At 53.0% G+C, this 15,246-nt stretch carries 13 protein-coding genes and 1 pseudogene; 8 read left to right on the forward strand and 6 right to left on the reverse strand.

What is annotated here, in order from left to right:
- The first annotated feature begins 19 nt into the window (after window positions 1–19).
- Together prc and htpX are read left to right on the forward strand one after the other, a co-directional pair.
- On the forward strand, window positions 20–2,068 hold the full coding sequence (gene prc / locus ABTW00_RS09590; RefSeq protein ID WP_064544757.1) for a carboxy terminal-processing peptidase: 2,049 nt from the start codon (window positions 20–22) through the stop codon (window positions 2,066–2,068).
- Between the two features lie 193 nt (window positions 2,069–2,261).
- Window positions 2,262–3,146 carry a protease HtpX gene (htpX, locus tag ABTW00_RS09595; RefSeq protein ID WP_064544759.1) on the forward strand — a complete coding sequence of 295 codons (885 nt, stop codon included), beginning with the start codon at window positions 2,262–2,264 and terminating at the stop codon, window positions 3,144–3,146.
- 51 nt (window positions 3,147–3,197) lie between these two features.
- Here htpX and pgaD read toward each other — a convergent pair whose 3' ends face one another.
- Genes pgaD through pgaA form a run of 4 tightly spaced genes read right to left on the reverse strand, consistent with a single transcriptional unit; the run spans window position 3,198 to window position 9,418 of the window.
- A complete protein-coding gene (gene pgaD / locus ABTW00_RS09600) occupies window positions 3,198–3,626 on the reverse strand; it encodes a poly-beta-1,6-N-acetyl-D-glucosamine biosynthesis protein PgaD (RefSeq protein ID WP_433640389.1) in 429 nt (142 codons plus the stop codon).
- On the reverse strand, window positions 3,626–4,954 hold the full coding sequence (gene pgaC, locus ABTW00_RS09605) for a poly-beta-1,6-N-acetyl-D-glucosamine synthase (protein WP_433640391.1): 1,329 nt from the start codon (window positions 4,952–4,954) through the stop codon (window positions 3,626–3,628). Before pgaC ends, pgaD begins: the two co-directional genes overlap by 1 nt.
- On the reverse strand, window positions 4,947–6,962 hold the full coding sequence (gene pgaB / locus ABTW00_RS09610; RefSeq protein ID WP_433640393.1) for a poly-beta-1,6-N-acetyl-D-glucosamine N-deacetylase PgaB: 2,016 nt from the start codon (window positions 6,960–6,962) through the stop codon (window positions 4,947–4,949). Before pgaB ends, pgaC begins: the two co-directional genes overlap by 8 nt.
- A gap of 8 nt (window positions 6,963–6,970) precedes the next feature.
- Window positions 6,971–9,418 carry a poly-beta-1,6 N-acetyl-D-glucosamine export porin PgaA gene (gene pgaA, locus ABTW00_RS09615; protein ID WP_433640395.1) on the reverse strand — a complete coding sequence of 816 codons (2,448 nt, stop codon included), beginning with the start codon at window positions 9,416–9,418 and terminating at the stop codon, window positions 6,971–6,973.
- 614 nt (window positions 9,419–10,032) lie between these two features.
- Between pgaA and ABTW00_RS09620 the strand changes: the two genes are divergently transcribed.
- Window positions 10,033–10,650 (forward strand): helix-turn-helix transcriptional regulator, encoded by a 618-nt coding sequence (locus ABTW00_RS09620; protein WP_433640397.1) that lies wholly within the window; start codon window positions 10,033–10,035, stop codon window positions 10,648–10,650.
- Here ABTW00_RS09620 and ABTW00_RS09625 read toward each other — a convergent pair.
- Window positions 10,647–12,020 (reverse strand): MFS transporter, encoded by a 1,374-nt coding sequence (locus tag ABTW00_RS09625; RefSeq protein WP_064544766.1) that lies wholly within the window; start codon window positions 12,018–12,020, stop codon window positions 10,647–10,649. The genes ABTW00_RS09620 and ABTW00_RS09625 overlap by 4 nt on opposite strands.
- A gap of 176 nt (window positions 12,021–12,196) precedes the next feature.
- Between ABTW00_RS09625 and kdgR the strand changes: the two genes are divergently transcribed.
- Complete coding sequence (kdgR, locus tag ABTW00_RS09630; RefSeq protein WP_064544768.1) at window positions 12,197–12,988, forward strand: DNA-binding transcriptional regulator KdgR; 792 nt, start codon at window positions 12,197–12,199, stop codon at window positions 12,986–12,988.
- A 50-nt stretch (window positions 12,989–13,038) separates the two neighbouring features.
- On the opposite strand, the gene ABTW00_RS09635 is transcribed toward kdgR, so the two are convergent.
- A complete protein-coding gene (locus ABTW00_RS09635) occupies window positions 13,039–13,278 on the reverse strand; it encodes a YobH family protein (protein WP_064544772.1) in 240 nt (79 codons plus the stop codon).
- Between the two features lie 168 nt (window positions 13,279–13,446).
- Between ABTW00_RS09635 and mgrB the strand changes: the two genes are divergently transcribed.
- From mgrB to cspE, 4 genes and pseudogenes are all read left to right on the forward strand, one after another.
- Window positions 13,447–13,590 (forward strand): PhoP/PhoQ regulator MgrB, encoded by a 144-nt coding sequence (mgrB, locus tag ABTW00_RS09640; RefSeq protein WP_064544774.1) that lies wholly within the window; start codon window positions 13,447–13,449, stop codon window positions 13,588–13,590.
- 72 nt (window positions 13,591–13,662) lie between these two features.
- Complete coding sequence (locus ABTW00_RS09645) at window positions 13,663–13,956, forward strand: YebO family protein (protein ID WP_064544776.1); 294 nt, start codon at window positions 13,663–13,665, stop codon at window positions 13,954–13,956.
- A gap of 756 nt (window positions 13,957–14,712) precedes the next feature.
- Window positions 14,713–14,857: pseudogene (locus ABTW00_RS09650) on the forward strand (DUF2627 domain-containing protein).
- A 12-nt stretch (window positions 14,858–14,869) separates the two neighbouring features.
- Complete coding sequence (gene cspE, locus ABTW00_RS09655; protein WP_001062678.1) at window positions 14,870–15,079, forward strand: transcription antiterminator/RNA stability regulator CspE; 210 nt, start codon at window positions 14,870–14,872, stop codon at window positions 15,077–15,079.
- Window positions 15,080–15,246: the final 167 nt, after the last annotated feature.

The following is a 15,246-nucleotide window of genomic DNA, read 5'->3' on the forward strand; positions in this document are numbered from 1 at the left end:
AACGGAGGCCGGGCCAGGCATGAACAAACTTTTTAGGCTCTCCGCGCTTGCTGGCCTGTTATTAATAACAGGCCAGGCCTTAGCGGTGGAAGATATCACCCGTGTTGAGCAGCTTCCTATCCTTAAGGAAGAGACTCAGCACGCCACGGTAAGCGAGCGCGTTACCTCGCGCTTTACCCGTTCTCACTACCGCCAGTTCGATCTCGACCAGGCCTTTTCGGCCAAAATATTTGACCGCTATCTGAACCTGCTGGACTACAGCCACAACGTTCTGTTGGCCAGCGACGTTGCGCAGTTTGCAGCGAAGAAAGGGCAGATTGGCGACGAGCTTCGTTCAGGCAAACTTGACGTCTTTTATGACCTCTACAATCTGGCGCAAAAACGTCGCTTTGAGCGCTACGAATATGCGTTAAAGGTGCTTGAGCGCCCGATGGACTTCACCGGTAATGACACCTTTAACCTCGATCGCAGCAAAGCGCCGTGGCCGAAGGATCAAGCCGAGCTGAACGCGCTGTGGGACGGCAAAGTCAAATATGACCAGCTGAGTCTCAAGCTCGCCGGCAAAGACGATAAAGAAATTCACGATACCCTGGCGCGTCGCTATAAGTTCGCGATCCGTCGCCTGGCGCAGACCAATAGCGAAGATGTGTTCTCGCTGGCGATGACCTCCTTCGCCCGTGAAATCGACCCGCACACCAACTATCTTTCACCGCGCAACACCGAACAGTTCAATACCGAGATGAGTCTGTCTCTGGAAGGGATTGGCGCGGTGCTGCAAATGGACGATGACTACACCATGATCAACTCGATGGTGGCAGGCGGTCCGGCGGCGAAAAGCAAGGCGATTAGCGTGGGCGATCGTATCGTCGGCGTAGGCCAGGCCGGGAAGGGCATGGTTGACGTGATCGGCTGGCGTCTTGATGACGTTGTCGCGCTGATCAAAGGGCCGAAGGGCAGCAAGGTACGCCTTGAAATTCTCCCGGCAGGGAAAGGTTCAAAAACCCGTATTGTGACGCTGACTCGTGAGCGTATCCGTCTGGAAGACCGCGCGGTGAAAATGTCGGTGAAAGGCACGGGCAACAATAAGGTCGGCGTGCTCGACATTCCGGGCTTCTACGTTGGTCTGACTGAAGACGTGAAGGTACAGCTGCAGAAGCTGGAAAAACAGAACGTCAGCAGCATTATCATTGACCTGCGCAGCAACGGCGGCGGCGCGCTGACCGAAGCGGTCTCGCTTTCCGGTCTGTTTATTCCGTCTGGCCCTGTGGTGCAGGTACGTGATAACAACGGCAAGGTGCGCGAAGACAGCGACAACGACGGCGTGGTTTACTACAAAGGGCCGCTGGTGGTGCTGGTTGACCGCTTCAGCGCCTCCGCGTCGGAAATCTTTGCTGCGGCAATGCAGGATTACGGCCGCGCGCTGATCGTTGGCGAACCGACCTTCGGTAAAGGTACCGTACAGCAGTACCGTTCGCTGAACCGTATCTACGATCAGATGCTGCGCCCTGAATGGCCAGCGCTGGGCTCCGTTCAGTACACCATTCAGAAGTTCTACCGCATTAATGGCGGCAGTACGCAGCGTAAAGGCGTTACGCCGGACATCATGATGCCAACCGGCAACGAAGAGACCGAAACCGGCGAGAAGTTCGAAGACAACGCGCTGCCGTGGGATAGCATCAACGCGGCGACCTACGTGAAGTCTGGTGACATGGCGCCGTTCGAGCCTCAGCTGCTTAAGCTGCATGCCGATCGTATTGCGAAGGATCCGGAGTTCCAGTACATCGCCAAAGATATTGCGCACTTCAATGCGTTGAAAGATAAGCGCAGTATTGTGTCTCTCAATTACGCCCAGCGTGAAAAAGAGAACGAAGAGGATGATGCGACCCGTCTGGCGCGCGTGAACGATCGCTACAAGCGTGAAGGCAAACCGCCGATCAAGAAACTGGACGATCTGCCGAAAGACTATAAAGAGCCGGACCCGTATCTGGACGAGACGGTGAATATCGCCGTTGACCTTTCAAAGCTGGAGAAATCCGCGCCCGCTGAACAACCGGCGGCAAGCAAGTAACCCCCAACAGGCACAAGCAATTGTGCCTGTTTTTTTATCTCCCTCATGTTCTTGTCAACAATGATGCTACAAAATGTAAAGTTGTGTCTTTCTCGTGACTTAGCCTCACGTGATCGTTGAAAATCGGCAGATTAGCCCTACGATAGGGATAATCGCATAGTGCGTTTTGTTAAGAAGAGGTTAAAAGTAAATTATGATGCGAATCGCGCTTTTCCTGATGACCAACCTGGCCGTAATGGTTGTGTTTGGGCTGGTGCTAAGCCTAACGGGAATTCAGTCGAGCAGCATGACCGGTCTGCTGATTATGGCGCTGCTATTTGGTTTCGGCGGTTCCATTGTTTCATTGATGATGTCGAAATGGATGGCGCTGAAATCGGTAGGCGGTGAGGTCATTGAACAACCGCGTAACGAGCAGGAACGCTGGCTGTTGGAAACCGTCGCCCGTCAGGCGCAGCAGGTAGGTATTGCTATGCCGCAGGTTGCGCTGTACCACGCGCCGGATATCAACGCCTTTGCGACCGGCGCACGTCGTGATGCATCGTTGGTTGCCGTGAGTACCGGCCTGCTGCAGAACATGAGCCGAGACGAAGCTGAAGCGGTCATCGCCCATGAAATCAGCCACATTGCCAACGGTGATATGGTGACCATGACGCTGATCCAGGGCATTGTGAACACCTTCGTTATCTTTATCTCACGCGTTATTGCGCAGATTGCGGCTGGTTTCCTCGGCGGCAACCGTGACGACGGCGAAGAGAGCAGCAACGGCAACCCGCTGATTTACTTTGCGGTGGCGACGGTGCTGGAACTGGTGTTTGGTATTCTGGCGAGCATTATTACCATGTGGTTCTCGCGCTACCGTGAATTCCATGCGGATGCCGGTTCGGCGAAGCTGGTGGGCCGTGAGAAGATGATTGCGGCGCTGCAGCGTCTGAAAACCAGCTATGAGCCGCAGGAAGCCAGCAGCATGATGGCGTTCTGCATCAACGGTAAGTCAAAATCGCTGAGCGAAATGTTCATGACGCACCCGCCGTTGGATAAGCGTATTGAAGCGCTGCGTAGCGGTGAATATCTGAAGTAATCGTTGTTGCCGAAAAGAATGCCAGCCCGTAGACCGCGGGCTGGCTTTTTTTTAGCCGCGAGGGTGAGACGCGGCCTTTAAATCAATAATACGACCAATGCTATCGTGATAGACCGTTAGCAGGTTGTACTGGCTCATCTCCGAAATAATCTGTGGCGCGATATTAAAACTACGGGCAAGTTCATCACGCTGTAGCGATGCCTGCCGGGCATGGCGTCGGGCATGCGTTCGCCGACGGTTATATTGATACCAGAGAATCAACAGCCAGCCGTTGATGGCGGCAATCAGCAGGTACACCAGCAGGGTATTGAACGCCTCGACCATCGTATCCCAGCGCTGTCCGCCGTCTTCCGTCAGCTTCATTAACAGGTTGGCGTAGAGAAAAAACAGGAAACCACACCACGCAAGTAGCGTTAACGCCGCGTCAAAGCAGCGGGGCATCAGACGGTGTTCGGTTAAAATTATGCTATTTTCGTTCATCACATTCTTCCTTTACCACGATCGGGACTCACCCAACGCGCGCGTGCGCGCTGGCGTTTCAGCATGACTTTCGGGAAGGCGACGATGGTCGTGAACATGCCTATCATCCAGTACACCATCGGAAACCAAATCACCCAGAACAGCGAAGTAGCAACCCTCTTCTCATAGCGGCGTTCAATAAACAGGCTGACGGCGAACTGTACCAGACACATTACGCCCAGTAGCAGGCCGGTAAATTCCGGGGGGAACAGGCTTTTCACGGCCAGGTTTTCCGGCAGCGGCGCGAGGTAGCTGAGCATAAACAGCAGTACCGTAACCGCATAAGCAAAAGCCCAGAGCGTAGAGAGCGCATATTCTGCAAACAGGGGCCACATACGGTGATGTTCCCAGCTAAACAGCGTGCGTAGGTTAACCAGAAACACTTCCGCGCCGCCTTGAGCCCAGCGCAAACGCTGCTTCCATAAGCCCTTTAGCGTTTCAGGCATCAGGATCCAGCACAGCGCGCGTGGCTCGAAGAAGATGTCCCAATGGTGCAGCTGTAGCTTCCAGCTGATATCGATGTCCTCGGTAATCATATCGGGGCTCCAGTAACCCACGTCGGCCAGCGCCTGCCGACGGAAGGCGGCTATCACCCCGGAAACGGTAAACACCCGGCCATAAATGCGCTGCGTGCGTTTGATTAGCCCGATAATGGAGGAAAATTCACCGACCTGAATACGGCCAATCAGCGTGGATCGTGTGCGAATACGAGGGTTGCCGGTGACCGCGCCCACGTGTGGATACTGAATCAGCGGCGCGACCAGATAGGCCGCTGTATCTCTGTCGAGTAGGGCATCGCCATCGATACACACCAGCAGATCGCCCCTTGCCGCCGCTGCTCCCGCTTTTAAGGCCACGGCCTTGCCCTGGTTTTCTGCCAGATGAATCACCCTCAGGCGGGACTGCTCGCGTGCGAGCTGTTCCAGCACCTCGGCGGTATCATCTGCTGAACCGTCGTTGATGGCGATCACCTCAATATGCGAGTAACGCTGCGCTAGCGCCGCGCCGATCGTTTCACGCGCATTTTTCCCTTCGTTAAAACAGGGAATCAGGATCGATATTAGCGGCTCATCGCTTAAAACGGGCGGCGGCGTGTTGGGAGCCCATGGCCAGTGACGTTCAAGCTGAAACCAAAAATAAAGGCCGCCGGTGACCCACAGCACGGACATAAATAGCGGCCAGAAGAAGACGAAATCGAGAATCAACTCGCCGGTAAAAATGGCCGCGATGCCCAGCGGCAGCCCGAATACCAGTCCTAAAATACAAAATGCGATAAGGCGATCAGTCATTGTTTGGGTACCAGTACGAAGAGAACGCGGGGCGAATACGAGCGATGTCGGGCTGGTTTTCGATGAAATCGTCGGGGTAATAGCCGTAGTTTTTCACGCCGTTGAGTTGGAGAATCTGCATCCACTCTACCAACTGCGCATCAGGGACGGCATTTTGCGCCCGTTGGTTCCAGTCTTTGGCCTGAAGCTCGAAAATCGTTTTGTTCAGCGCGCCGGGGCGAGCCGCCACGGTGCGTACCAGCTGTGCCAGCCAGTCATGGGTTTGTGCTGGCGCAACGGATTCCATCAGCGGCATGGCCATCGGTACCGTCCAGTCATAGGCGCCCAGGAAATCGTCCAGATTCTGCGCAAACCAGGCCTCGCTGTCCGGTTCTATCAGCGGTAGGGCAAAAATATTGCGCGCGGTTTTGACCTGCGGGCCACGAATTCGCCGTGTGGCCTGGCTCAATTGACGGGTGAACGTCACGAGCGCCTGGCTCTTGAAACGTGTCCAGGCCTGACGTGCGTCTGGGTGCTGCGCCATATCGACGATGCTGTAGGGGGAACCGGACCGCTGCCAGGCGCTAATGGCCTGCGGGCCTGCGTCCTCAAAATCGCTAAGGACGGCATCATCGTGAAATAAAATCCCGTTGAATGGCGCGTGGCGGGCGAGATCTTCATAGAGATCCGTTATCTGACGCCGCGCCTGCGGGCTCCACGGTGACAGTCTGATATAGGGCTCGGTGGCGGTCAGCGTGCGCCCGGTTTGCGGATCCCAGCGTTGTACGCGGGGAAGAGAAGGGGCGAGGTCGAATGCCAGCACCGGCATCCAGGCATAAACCTTAACCCGGGCACGGGTCTGAAGCTGCCAGGATACGAAGTTAAATAGATCGGCGCGCACGGGAAGCCAGCGATTGGGGAAATAGAGCGCTTTAATGTTGCCATCGCCCTGCGGGTCGGAAAAAGCCTGCAGGAAGACATGGCTGATCTTCATGTCATAGACTCGCTGCACCAGCTTATCGATGTTGCGGGTTTGCTGGGCAACATCCGGATCGTAGAGGTAATCGAGATCGACCTGCATCACGCGCACGGCTTCCGGTTCCTGCGCCTGCGTCACCATGCTGGCGAAGGTTTTTAGCGAGGGGTTCCCGGAAATGAGCAGACGAGGAATATTTTCAATGTCACGCGCATCGCCCAGACCATCGTCCAGCGTAAAGGCCAATTGATAACCGTGCGTTTTGGCGATCGCGAGCGTCGTACCGTTGGCTTCTCCATAGGGCCAAACCCAGGCGCGCGGTGCTTTCCCCGTCACTTCACCTATTTTCGCGGTCACTTTGCGCACGTCTTCGCTAATGCGCTGGGTGAATTGCTGGTCGGTTTCATAGCGGCCGCTTTGCCGATCGTAGAACCGATTGGCAACCGCCGGTTCGAGGCTGCCCTGTGGGTTGGCCGGAATACCATAGTGTGAAGCCCAGGTATGCGCCCCCACTTCCACCAACGGCGACCGGCTGACCTCTCGCACCATCTGCCAGGTGGCAAAGCGTTCACGCGGCGTCATCAAGCCGCCAAAATTGACCTTCTGCCCGGCGGGCGTGTCCACCCAACTGCCGACCGGTGCCCACAGCGCGGGCACGTTCCATGCTTTTAGCAGCGGCCAAACGCGGCTATAAAAGCTGCTGTAACCGTCGTCGAAACTCAGCAAAAAAGCCTTCGGCGGCAGCGTCTTGCGCGATTGATGCGCATCAATAATGTCCTGTACGCCGATCGCGTGATATCCGTTGTGCAACAGCCAGCTTATCTGCTCGTTGAGCGCGCTGGTGCGTACCGACAGGTAACGCTGATCGGCGATATCATCTTCAACGTCGTGATAACCCAGCACCAGGAAGTGGTTTTTCGGCCACGGTTGGCTGGTTGCGAGCTGTGGGCGATCCTGCGGGGCAACGAAAGGGATTGCTTTGGCATAAGCGACTGCACTCATGCACAGCCAGCCTATCATCACCAGGCTGATACGGAGACGTGTGTTCAGCATAATCATCCTTAAAACCGTAAAGTTGCATCAAAGGTGACGGCGAGGTTACTTTCGCGTTTGCCGTCGTAAGGGCGTTTATCCCAATTCAGCATCAGCCCGGTATCGAGGACGTTGTTCCACTGAACGCGTTGTCCGTAACCTAAGAGGGTGATAGCGCCTGGGGACCGCTGTTTCTGCCAGTAGACGCCGCCGCCTGCGATGATCTGCTGGCTCCAGATAGTGTCGTAGTGTCGGTACATCTGGTGATCGACGGTGAATGACGCGGATGCCGAGAGATCCCTTGCGGGGTTGTAATACGGGGTATCCGCGCGGCTGTTGGCGCTTGCCGCGATTTCTGGGTTAAGAGTGAGCGTCATCGACGGTCTCTGCCACAGACGTTCCTGGCCGGTTACGCTGTATTCCTGCCGGCGGTTGCCGTCAGAAAAATCGCTGGCAGCGGCGCTAAGACGGTAGTCGCGCCGTTCATTCTGATACCAATGCATGGAAGCTTCTGCGCGGTTGGCGCTGATACCATTGCGCAGCGCCCGTAAGGGCGTGGTGCGTGAGATTCGCTCAAGTTCGCCGCCAAACTGCCAGCTATCGACAGGCTGATATTTTGCGGCGATACGTGCGCCGGGCTTGCTGGTACCGTGATAGTGGTTGCTTGACAGCTCGGCCTCGCCCCAGAAATCACGCGGTCGCCACTCCAGACCGCCAAAGAGACGGCGTGCGGAGCCACTACCTTCATCAAAATGGCTCTGTGCAAAGCGGGTGCCGGCAAATACACGCCAGTTGTCTGCCTGCGGGGGAGAGTAGAGCGTGGCATCCCAGGAGAGGTCGTGCGAACCGCTGATGGGGTTGTCGGAATACAGCCCCTTACCAGCATTAACGCGCAGCTCAGAAAAATGCTGAATATCGCGCAGCCTGGCCAGTTTCTGCGAACTCCGATCCTTTGGCCTGCGGGCGATGATATCGTCAGTCAGTAGATCCAACTGATGCCATTCATGTAGATCCATCGCAACGTAGGCCTGCTGGATTTCCAGTTCGATATTTGAAGGTTCCAGCGCCTCCGCCATTTTGAGCTTCCGTTCCGCCGCTCTGGGCTGGCCGCGAGCCTGAAGCACGTTGGCGTAGTCGATTTGCAGGCCTTGATTGCCGGGCGCGGAATCGGATAACTGGCGAGAGAGCGCCTGCGCTTGTGGCAACGCGTTACTCTGCGTGAGGTATTGAACGTAGAGTGATTGTCCGGTCAGCCAGCGATCGTTAGGCTGGGCAATGGGGTCGCCGTCATCGTACCGGGCCCAGCGCGTATTCTGCATTATCCGGGCAACGTATTGCCTGGCGGCTTGGTACTGGCCTGTATCCAGCAGGGCGAAAAATAATTCGTTCTGGTCATCATCAGCGTCCGGTATATAGCCCGGGTGTTCGGCGAGGAGCGTCTGGGCGGCGGTGACGTTTTCCTGTTCCAGATAGGCTGAAATCACCCAGCCGATAGCCCAGTCGGGCACGGTTTGCTTTGCGGCGAGTAGCATCTGGTATTCACGAATCACCGCCGAATAGTCGGCGTTGGCATAGAAGGCACCCAGTCGGTCGAGACGGGCACGCATCACCTCCTGCTGTGCATCGGGAGCGTCTTTCCATTGCGTTAACAACACGTCGTAGCGGCTGAGTGCCTGCTGAGCCAGAAAAAAGCGTTCTTGTTCCGTTCGGGTCGGTAGGTCAGCAAGGCGCACGATTTCTGCCGCCGCGTTGAGATCCACCTGCCGGGATTCGGCGACCGTGAGCGATGCCGCCGATGCGTGTGCTTGCGCTGGCGTATCAACCCGGTTGCTGCTCAGGGCCGCAACCCATTCGTTGAGCATCGCGCTATCGTGTGGATATTCGGCGAGCATGAGGGTATCGGTTAGTAACCGATCCCAGTCTTTCCCCTGTCGTTGATACACATAGGCTAGCGTTTGCAGATGCTCAGGGGTTTGTCGCTCAGTAAGTAGGCGCTGCGCCTCTCTCAACGCCGCTGAGTTCTGACGTGCATCAGCCAGTGTTTTAATGTAACCGATACGATAGTCATCATCATCGGGCGCCAGCATGAGCGCCTGTTGCCAAAGCGATAGTGCAGTTTGCCACTGCTGTAGATTTCGCGCGGACTGTGCGGCGGCGGCGACCCCTCGCGCCGGAATTGGCATATACACCTGATAGCGTTGCCAAATCTGAATAACCTCGCGATCGCGTCCCGCCCACAATGCCACCTGTAGCCAGTCCGCAACCTGTCCGGCATTTAAGGCGTTATGCTGCTGATAGCGTTCAACATAGATAAGAAACGGGGAGTAATTACCGCTACGGGCTTGCTGAATCTGTTGTTCATATATGGATTGAGAACCATACGCCAGACCCGGAATCAGTAATATCAGGCTAAATGAAAACGATAATTTCGAGTTGCGATAATAGCGTGCTTTATTGTGGTGGGATGAGCTATCCATATCTATTTACCATAACTGTATCCAGTGTCCATGACAAAAAGTGGCCGCCTTTCAATCCTGATTCAGGAAAAGGTAATAATTGCGCTAACCAGATTGTTCTTTTGACGTGTCTAACTTACCTTTAGGTAATAAAGCATTTCCTCAGATGGAGCCGAATGAAAGCTAATATACACCGGATAGGTTTGCTGATAAATATACCGAAAATGGCCGCTATGTTTTAGGAATTATCTGTAGATAACTGCAAAATTAGGGTTTTTTGGTTCATTAGATTTAATTTTAAATTATTGATAATGATCTATTTTGTTGTATTTCATGCGGTTATGTGATGGCTGTGGCGTTAGGTGGGTTATGTCGTGAAATGACGGGTAAACAGACAATATTTAGGATGTTTTATGACAAAAACTCTTAATCTCTAAAACAGGATCTTTTCTGTGGTTGTTTTTTAATTATAATCACGAATAGTCATTGTCATCCTGCCTGTTGCAGAGTCTTGATATGACGGGCAGAGAGGTAATCAAATCAGAAAAGTTTGTCACCATTATAATAAGCCATGCAATGGAGGTTGTCTTTTCTCCTGAAAGGATGTTCCTGCTTTAATGTATAAGGGATGATTTGTGGCAACATCTATACTTTTAGTAACGCAAGACAGCTACCTCGTCAGAGGCATTGAACTGTTGTTTCCGGATATTATCCAGCTAGATTCGATTGATCATAAGGTATTTGATGGCAGTGCCGACGAATATTCTGTATTGATTGATAGTCGTTCACCGCTCCATTGTTATGACTACCTGATACATGATGCCTCGCGCTCGAAAAAACCGGTCTCCTGTATCTTGCTGGATATGCGTTATCGTGAAGCTGAAATGCTGAACATGAAGTTGTTTTTTCGCAACCTGCTTGAGCCGACGGATATTACGGCATTATTTACGCTGCTGTTGAACATGAAAAGCCGCCGCTTAACCTCAGCCTGGCTGGAAAACCTTGTGCTCAGCGACGATGAGCGGCTGATGCTACATCTGCTTATGAAGGGGATGACAATGGAAGAAGCGGCCGAGATGTTGAATACGTCGGTAAGAGGGCTTTATCGCCAACGAACCGAGCTGTCCGAACGTCTTGGCGTGGAGAATTTTAATGAGGCTTGCCTGTTTATTTTCAAAAACAAGCTGTTGGACTTGCCCGATGATAGCCACGCGTTAGACAACCGGTGGCTATCATCGGGCGAGCGTGCTTAACTGCGCGCGCGCGGCTGTGTTACCCGCAGGCCGCTAAATAGCGTGGCGACGACGGCAAGCGTGCCTGCCAGCAGTAGAGACAAGTGGGTGCCGCCATTGCCGAAGACATTAAACATCAGCGCCACCAATGCCGCGCCGGTGCTCTGTCCGAGAAGGCGCGCCGTGCCGAGCATACCGCTGGCACCGCCGCTGCGGTTGCGGGGGGCGGAGGCAATAATCGTATGGTTATTAGGGGACTGGAACAGGCCAAAGCCAGCACCGCACAGCAGCATTCGCCAGATAATATCCAGATCGCTCGGTGAGGCGGGCAGCATCGCCATGGCAAACAGTCCGCAGGCCATTATCCCCATTCCCAGCGCGCCGAGTAGACCGGCGTGAACGCGCTCAATCAGATAGCCTGCCAGCGGCGCCATCACCATCGTTGCCAGCGGCCATGGCGTCAGCAGAAGACCGGTTTCAACTTCGCTACGGCCAACCATCGTCTGCAGGAAGAACGGCAGTGAAACCATGGCCAGCATTTGCGCGCAAAACGAGCAGATGGAGGTGCAAATGGATAACGAAAACAGCGGAATACGCAGCAGATCAACCGGCAGCAGCGGTACCGGCAGGCGTAGCTGACGGCGGACGAAGAAGAAACCAATGACCAGCAGCGCAGCCACTTCGGCCAGCACCAGCTTAATAGACTCTCCTTGAGCAAAGCTGCTCAGCGCTGTGATAAGCAGACCAAAGGTCAGGGCATTCATTACTGCGCTCGGTAGATCGAAGCGCGTTGACTGGCTGCGCGTGCCGTTCGATGGCAGGAAACGTACGGCCAGCAGCCAGGCGATAACGCCCAGCGGCACGTTGATAAAAAAGAGCCACTGCCAGGTCGCCAACGAAAGAATGGCCGCCGCGATAGTCGGGCCGGCCGCCGAGGAGACGGCCACGACAAAGGAGTTGATGCCCATGCCGCGTCCGAGCTGGCGTTGTGGGTAAATAAGACGAATCAGCGCTGTATTCACGCTCATCAATGCCGCTCCGCCGAAGCCCTGGAGAATGCGCGCCAGGGTCAGCATCTCCAGCGAGTTTGAGAAGGCGCAGAACAGTGAAGCGAGGGTAAAGACCACCAGGCCCGCTTTATAGATGCGGTGATAGCCAATCATGTCGCCAAGGAAAGAGAGAGAGAGCAGGGAGATCACAATCGCAATCTGATAAGCATTCACGATCCAAATAGATGCTGCCGGTGACGCATTCAGATCGCTGGCGATAGTCGGTAATGCAACGTTGGCGATCGCGCCGTCGAGAACGGCCATCGTAATGCCGATCACAATCGTCAAAATGGCCCCGTACCGTTGTGGCAGCGGCAGGCCATCAATCATGTTTCTAGTCATGTGGAAAGTTGTTTTTGAGGAAATTATTAACCAGAGAATGATTCTAGCATTGATTAATCAATTGAATGTCTAAGATTTGTAACCAGGTCACAGAAGTTTCATTGCTACGGAGGCTTTGCGAAATTATAATAAAAACCGGTTCTAATATTTATAAAACAGTTGCGATGAGGTGATAAATGTCAGCAGCAGATTTGGACAAGCAGCCAGATTCTGTCTCTTCGGTACTAAAGGTATTTGGTATCCTGCAGGCGCTTGGCGAAGAACGCGAAATTGGCATTACTGAACTTTCGCAGCGCGTCATGATGTCGAAAAGCACCGTTTATCGCTTTTTGCAAACCATGAAGTCTTTGGGTTATGTTGCCCAGGAAGGGGAATCTGAAAAGTATTCGTTGACCCTGAAGCTTTTTGAGCTGGGCGCTCGGGCGTTGCAAAACGTCGATCTGATCCGCAGCGCGGACATCCAGATGCGTGAACTCTCTCGTCTGACGAAAGAGACCATTCACCTGGGTGCGCTTGATGAAGACAGCATTGTCTACATCCATAAAATTGACTCCATGTATAACCTGCGTATGTACTCCCGCGTAGGGCGTCGTAACCCGCTGTACAGTACGGCTATTGGTAAGGTTCTGTTGGCCTGGCGTGATACCGCTGAAGTTCGTCAGATCCTCGAAGGCGTTGAGTATAAGTGCAGCACCGAGCGCACGATTGCCAACACCGATGAGCTAATCACCGTGCTGGAACAGGTGCGTAAGCAGGGTTATGGCGAGGATAACGAAGAGCAGGAAGAAGGGTTGCGCTGTATCGGCGTGCCGGTCTTTGACCGTTTTGGCGTGGTGATCGCCGGTTTGAGTATCTCTTTCCCTACGCTGCGTTTCTCTGAAGAGCGCCTGCATGAGTATGTGGAGATGCTGCATACCGCTGCGCGTAAAATTTCCGAGCAGATGGGCTATAACGACTACCCGTTCTGATCGCGAAATAAAAAAGCCCGGTAATGCACCGGGCTTTTTTTTGTCTGTTGTTAACCTTCGTCGACGACGCTGGCTGTTTTGCGCAGCAACGGGCAACTTGGTCGCCCGACCACGCCGTTATCACCGTGCAGGTAAAATGCGGTGCTGAACCCTTGAGCCGTCAAATACTTACATTGAAGCCCCAGACCGCCCGCGGTCTTCTGGCTTCCCGCCAGTACGCCATATCCGCTCAACAGTACTCCTATCGCAATGATGACCAGGCAAACGATGATCCTGATTAACAGGCGCATAATAATTCCTCTTCTATTATTTCTCTCATGAATACTACCGTAACGCGATTACGGATTGACACAAGTCTATGATTCCTAAAAGCACGAGATGCCATTACAGTTAGCCGCGGTTTAAGGTTAGCATGCTAACCTGGTTATATCTGAATAAGAATTCATGCGGAGAGTGGAGTGAAAAAGTTTCGGTGGGTATTACTGATACTCGTGATTGCTGCCTGCCTGCTGCTCTGGACACAAATGATCAACGTGATGTGCGATCAGGACGTTCAGTTTTTCAGCGGCGTTTGTAGCATTAACCGGTTTATACCCTGGTAAAACATTTTTGCCGGCAGCATTTCCTTCCGTGATGTGAGTGGTAGAATAGATCGTTCCTTTTGAGGTGGTGAAATGAGTGATCTTGTAAGTTCTGGGGCATTAAATCTGGCATCTCTGGCGTTATCCTTCCTGCTACTGTTAGTCGGTCTGGTTCTGTGGTTCTTTGTGAATCGCGCCAGTTCTCGCGCTAACGAGCAAATCGAACTCCTTGAATCGCTGCTCGATCAGCAAAAGCGTCAAAATGCGCTGCTGCGTCGTTTATGCGAAGCCAATGAGCCAGAGAAAAAGGAAGAAGAGACGCCGCAGGCGGTAAACGTAAAAGAAGACGACAAAGACGATTTTATTCGCCTGGTTGCCGAACGATAATAACTTTAGGTGATGACTCCGCGCAGCCTGCGATGGGCTGCCGGACTGAATGCTCATGCACTGCCCTGGTGCATATCCGTTTCTTCTCTGCCAGTCTTATCTCATTGCGTACGTTCGTCATGGTATTGCGCAAACATCAGCCAGCGCCAGCGTCAATCTTCCATCCCGGCTGATGACATAACAGTATGTTATTGTTATTCATGACTCATTGATGTGTATTATTTCTACTCGCAATTTTATCACCCGTAATAATGTTGTAGTGGTGCTTAATAACCAGGCGAATCAACGTTGCATAATCCACTCCGTAATAGCGAAACGTTTTTATTGCGTTGTTATGAGGCAATGTCACAAAACGATCATTATTTTGGTGCAAAATAACGCGAGCAATTATCCGAACATCTTCGAAGCGCATCATGCGGTAAGAATGGACTTATAACCGGCCATCAAAATGACAGGTGAAAACGTTATAGCGAAATTAATCTAAAGATATAAATTTTTTGGTCATCGTAACGGCATTCTGGACGTAGGAAAAAAGTTGGTCTATGTTAAAAATGTCTTACGTTACCGTACTCTAGGTCACGTTTACGGCATGCGGATAGCCCCCCGGCAGCGCGTTCTCTTAGGCATAAATGTGCCCTTGAGCAAATGATTTGTTGGGATTTGTGCGGCCGATCGAGTCACGTTTAAAAATGGCTTGCCATTATTTACGTTGTATGTGATAACACGTTTTGGGTTAAACGAGGTACAGTTCTGTTTATGTATGGCATTATCAGTAAAGAAGTTCTGAGTAAACACGTTGACGTTGAATACCGCTTCTCTGCCGAACCTTATATTAGTGCCTCATGCAGTCATGTCTCAGTTTTATCTATGAAAACGCCTGCGGGCGCAGAAAACACTCTAAGGAATTTTGCAAATGGCAAAGATTAAAGGTCAAGTTAAGTGGTTCAACGAGTCTAAAGGTTTTGGCTTCATTACTCCGGCTGACGGCAGCAAAGATGTATTCGTACATTTCTCTGCAATCCAGGGTAACGGCTTCAAAACTCTGGCTGAAGGTCAGAACGTTGAGTTCGAAATTCAGGACGGCCAGAAAGGCCCAGCGGCTGTTAACGTAACCGCTATCTGATTCGATACCCACTGATCTTGCGGCGCGCAAGCGCAACATTATCAGACATAAAGCCTCGCGTTTGCGGGGCTTTATCATTTTTATCTCTATCCGCTTTAAACCCTCGCGTCGCCTTCCGCCCGTGCCAGAATAGCGGTACACTTTCGCCCTTTGTTATCTCGCCGGAG

The sequence above is a fragment of the Kluyvera georgiana genome (genome assembly GCF_050990895.1).
GTDB classification, from domain to species: domain Bacteria; phylum Pseudomonadota; class Gammaproteobacteria; order Enterobacterales; family Enterobacteriaceae; genus Kluyvera; species Kluyvera georgiana.

Excerpts from the sequence above, each read along its gene's own strand:
- pgaB (WP_433640393.1), bottom strand. The coding sequence starts at position 6,962 with ATGCTGAACACACGTCTCCGTATCAGCCTGGTGATGATAGGCTGGCTG.
- kdgR (WP_064544768.1), top strand. The coding sequence starts at position 12,197 with ATGTCAGCAGCAGATTTGGACAAGCAGCCAGATTCTGTCTCTTCGGTA.
- ABTW00_RS09635 (WP_064544772.1), bottom strand. The coding sequence starts at position 13,278 with ATGCGCCTGTTAATCAGGATCATCGTTTGCCTGGTCATCATTGCGATA.
- htpX (WP_064544759.1), top strand. The coding sequence starts at position 2,262 with ATGATGCGAATCGCGCTTTTCCTGATGACCAACCTGGCCGTAATGGTT.
- pgaD (WP_433640389.1), bottom strand. The coding sequence starts at position 3,626 with ATGAACGAAAATAGCATAATTTTAACCGAACACCGTCTGATGCCCCGC.
- ABTW00_RS09625 (WP_064544766.1), bottom strand. The coding sequence starts at position 12,020 with ATGACTAGAAACATGATTGATGGCCTGCCGCTGCCACAACGGTACGGG.
- ABTW00_RS09645 (WP_064544776.1), top strand. The coding sequence starts at position 13,663 with ATGAGTGATCTTGTAAGTTCTGGGGCATTAAATCTGGCATCTCTGGCG.
- cspE (WP_001062678.1), top strand. The coding sequence starts at position 14,870 with ATGGCAAAGATTAAAGGTCAAGTTAAGTGGTTCAACGAGTCTAAAGGT.
- pgaA (WP_433640395.1), bottom strand. The coding sequence starts at position 9,418 with ATGGATAGCTCATCCCACCACAATAAAGCACGCTATTATCGCAACTCG.
- prc (WP_064544757.1), top strand. The coding sequence starts at position 20 with ATGAACAAACTTTTTAGGCTCTCCGCGCTTGCTGGCCTGTTATTAATA.
- pgaC (WP_433640391.1), bottom strand. The coding sequence starts at position 4,954 with ATGACTGATCGCCTTATCGCATTTTGTATTTTAGGACTGGTATTCGGG.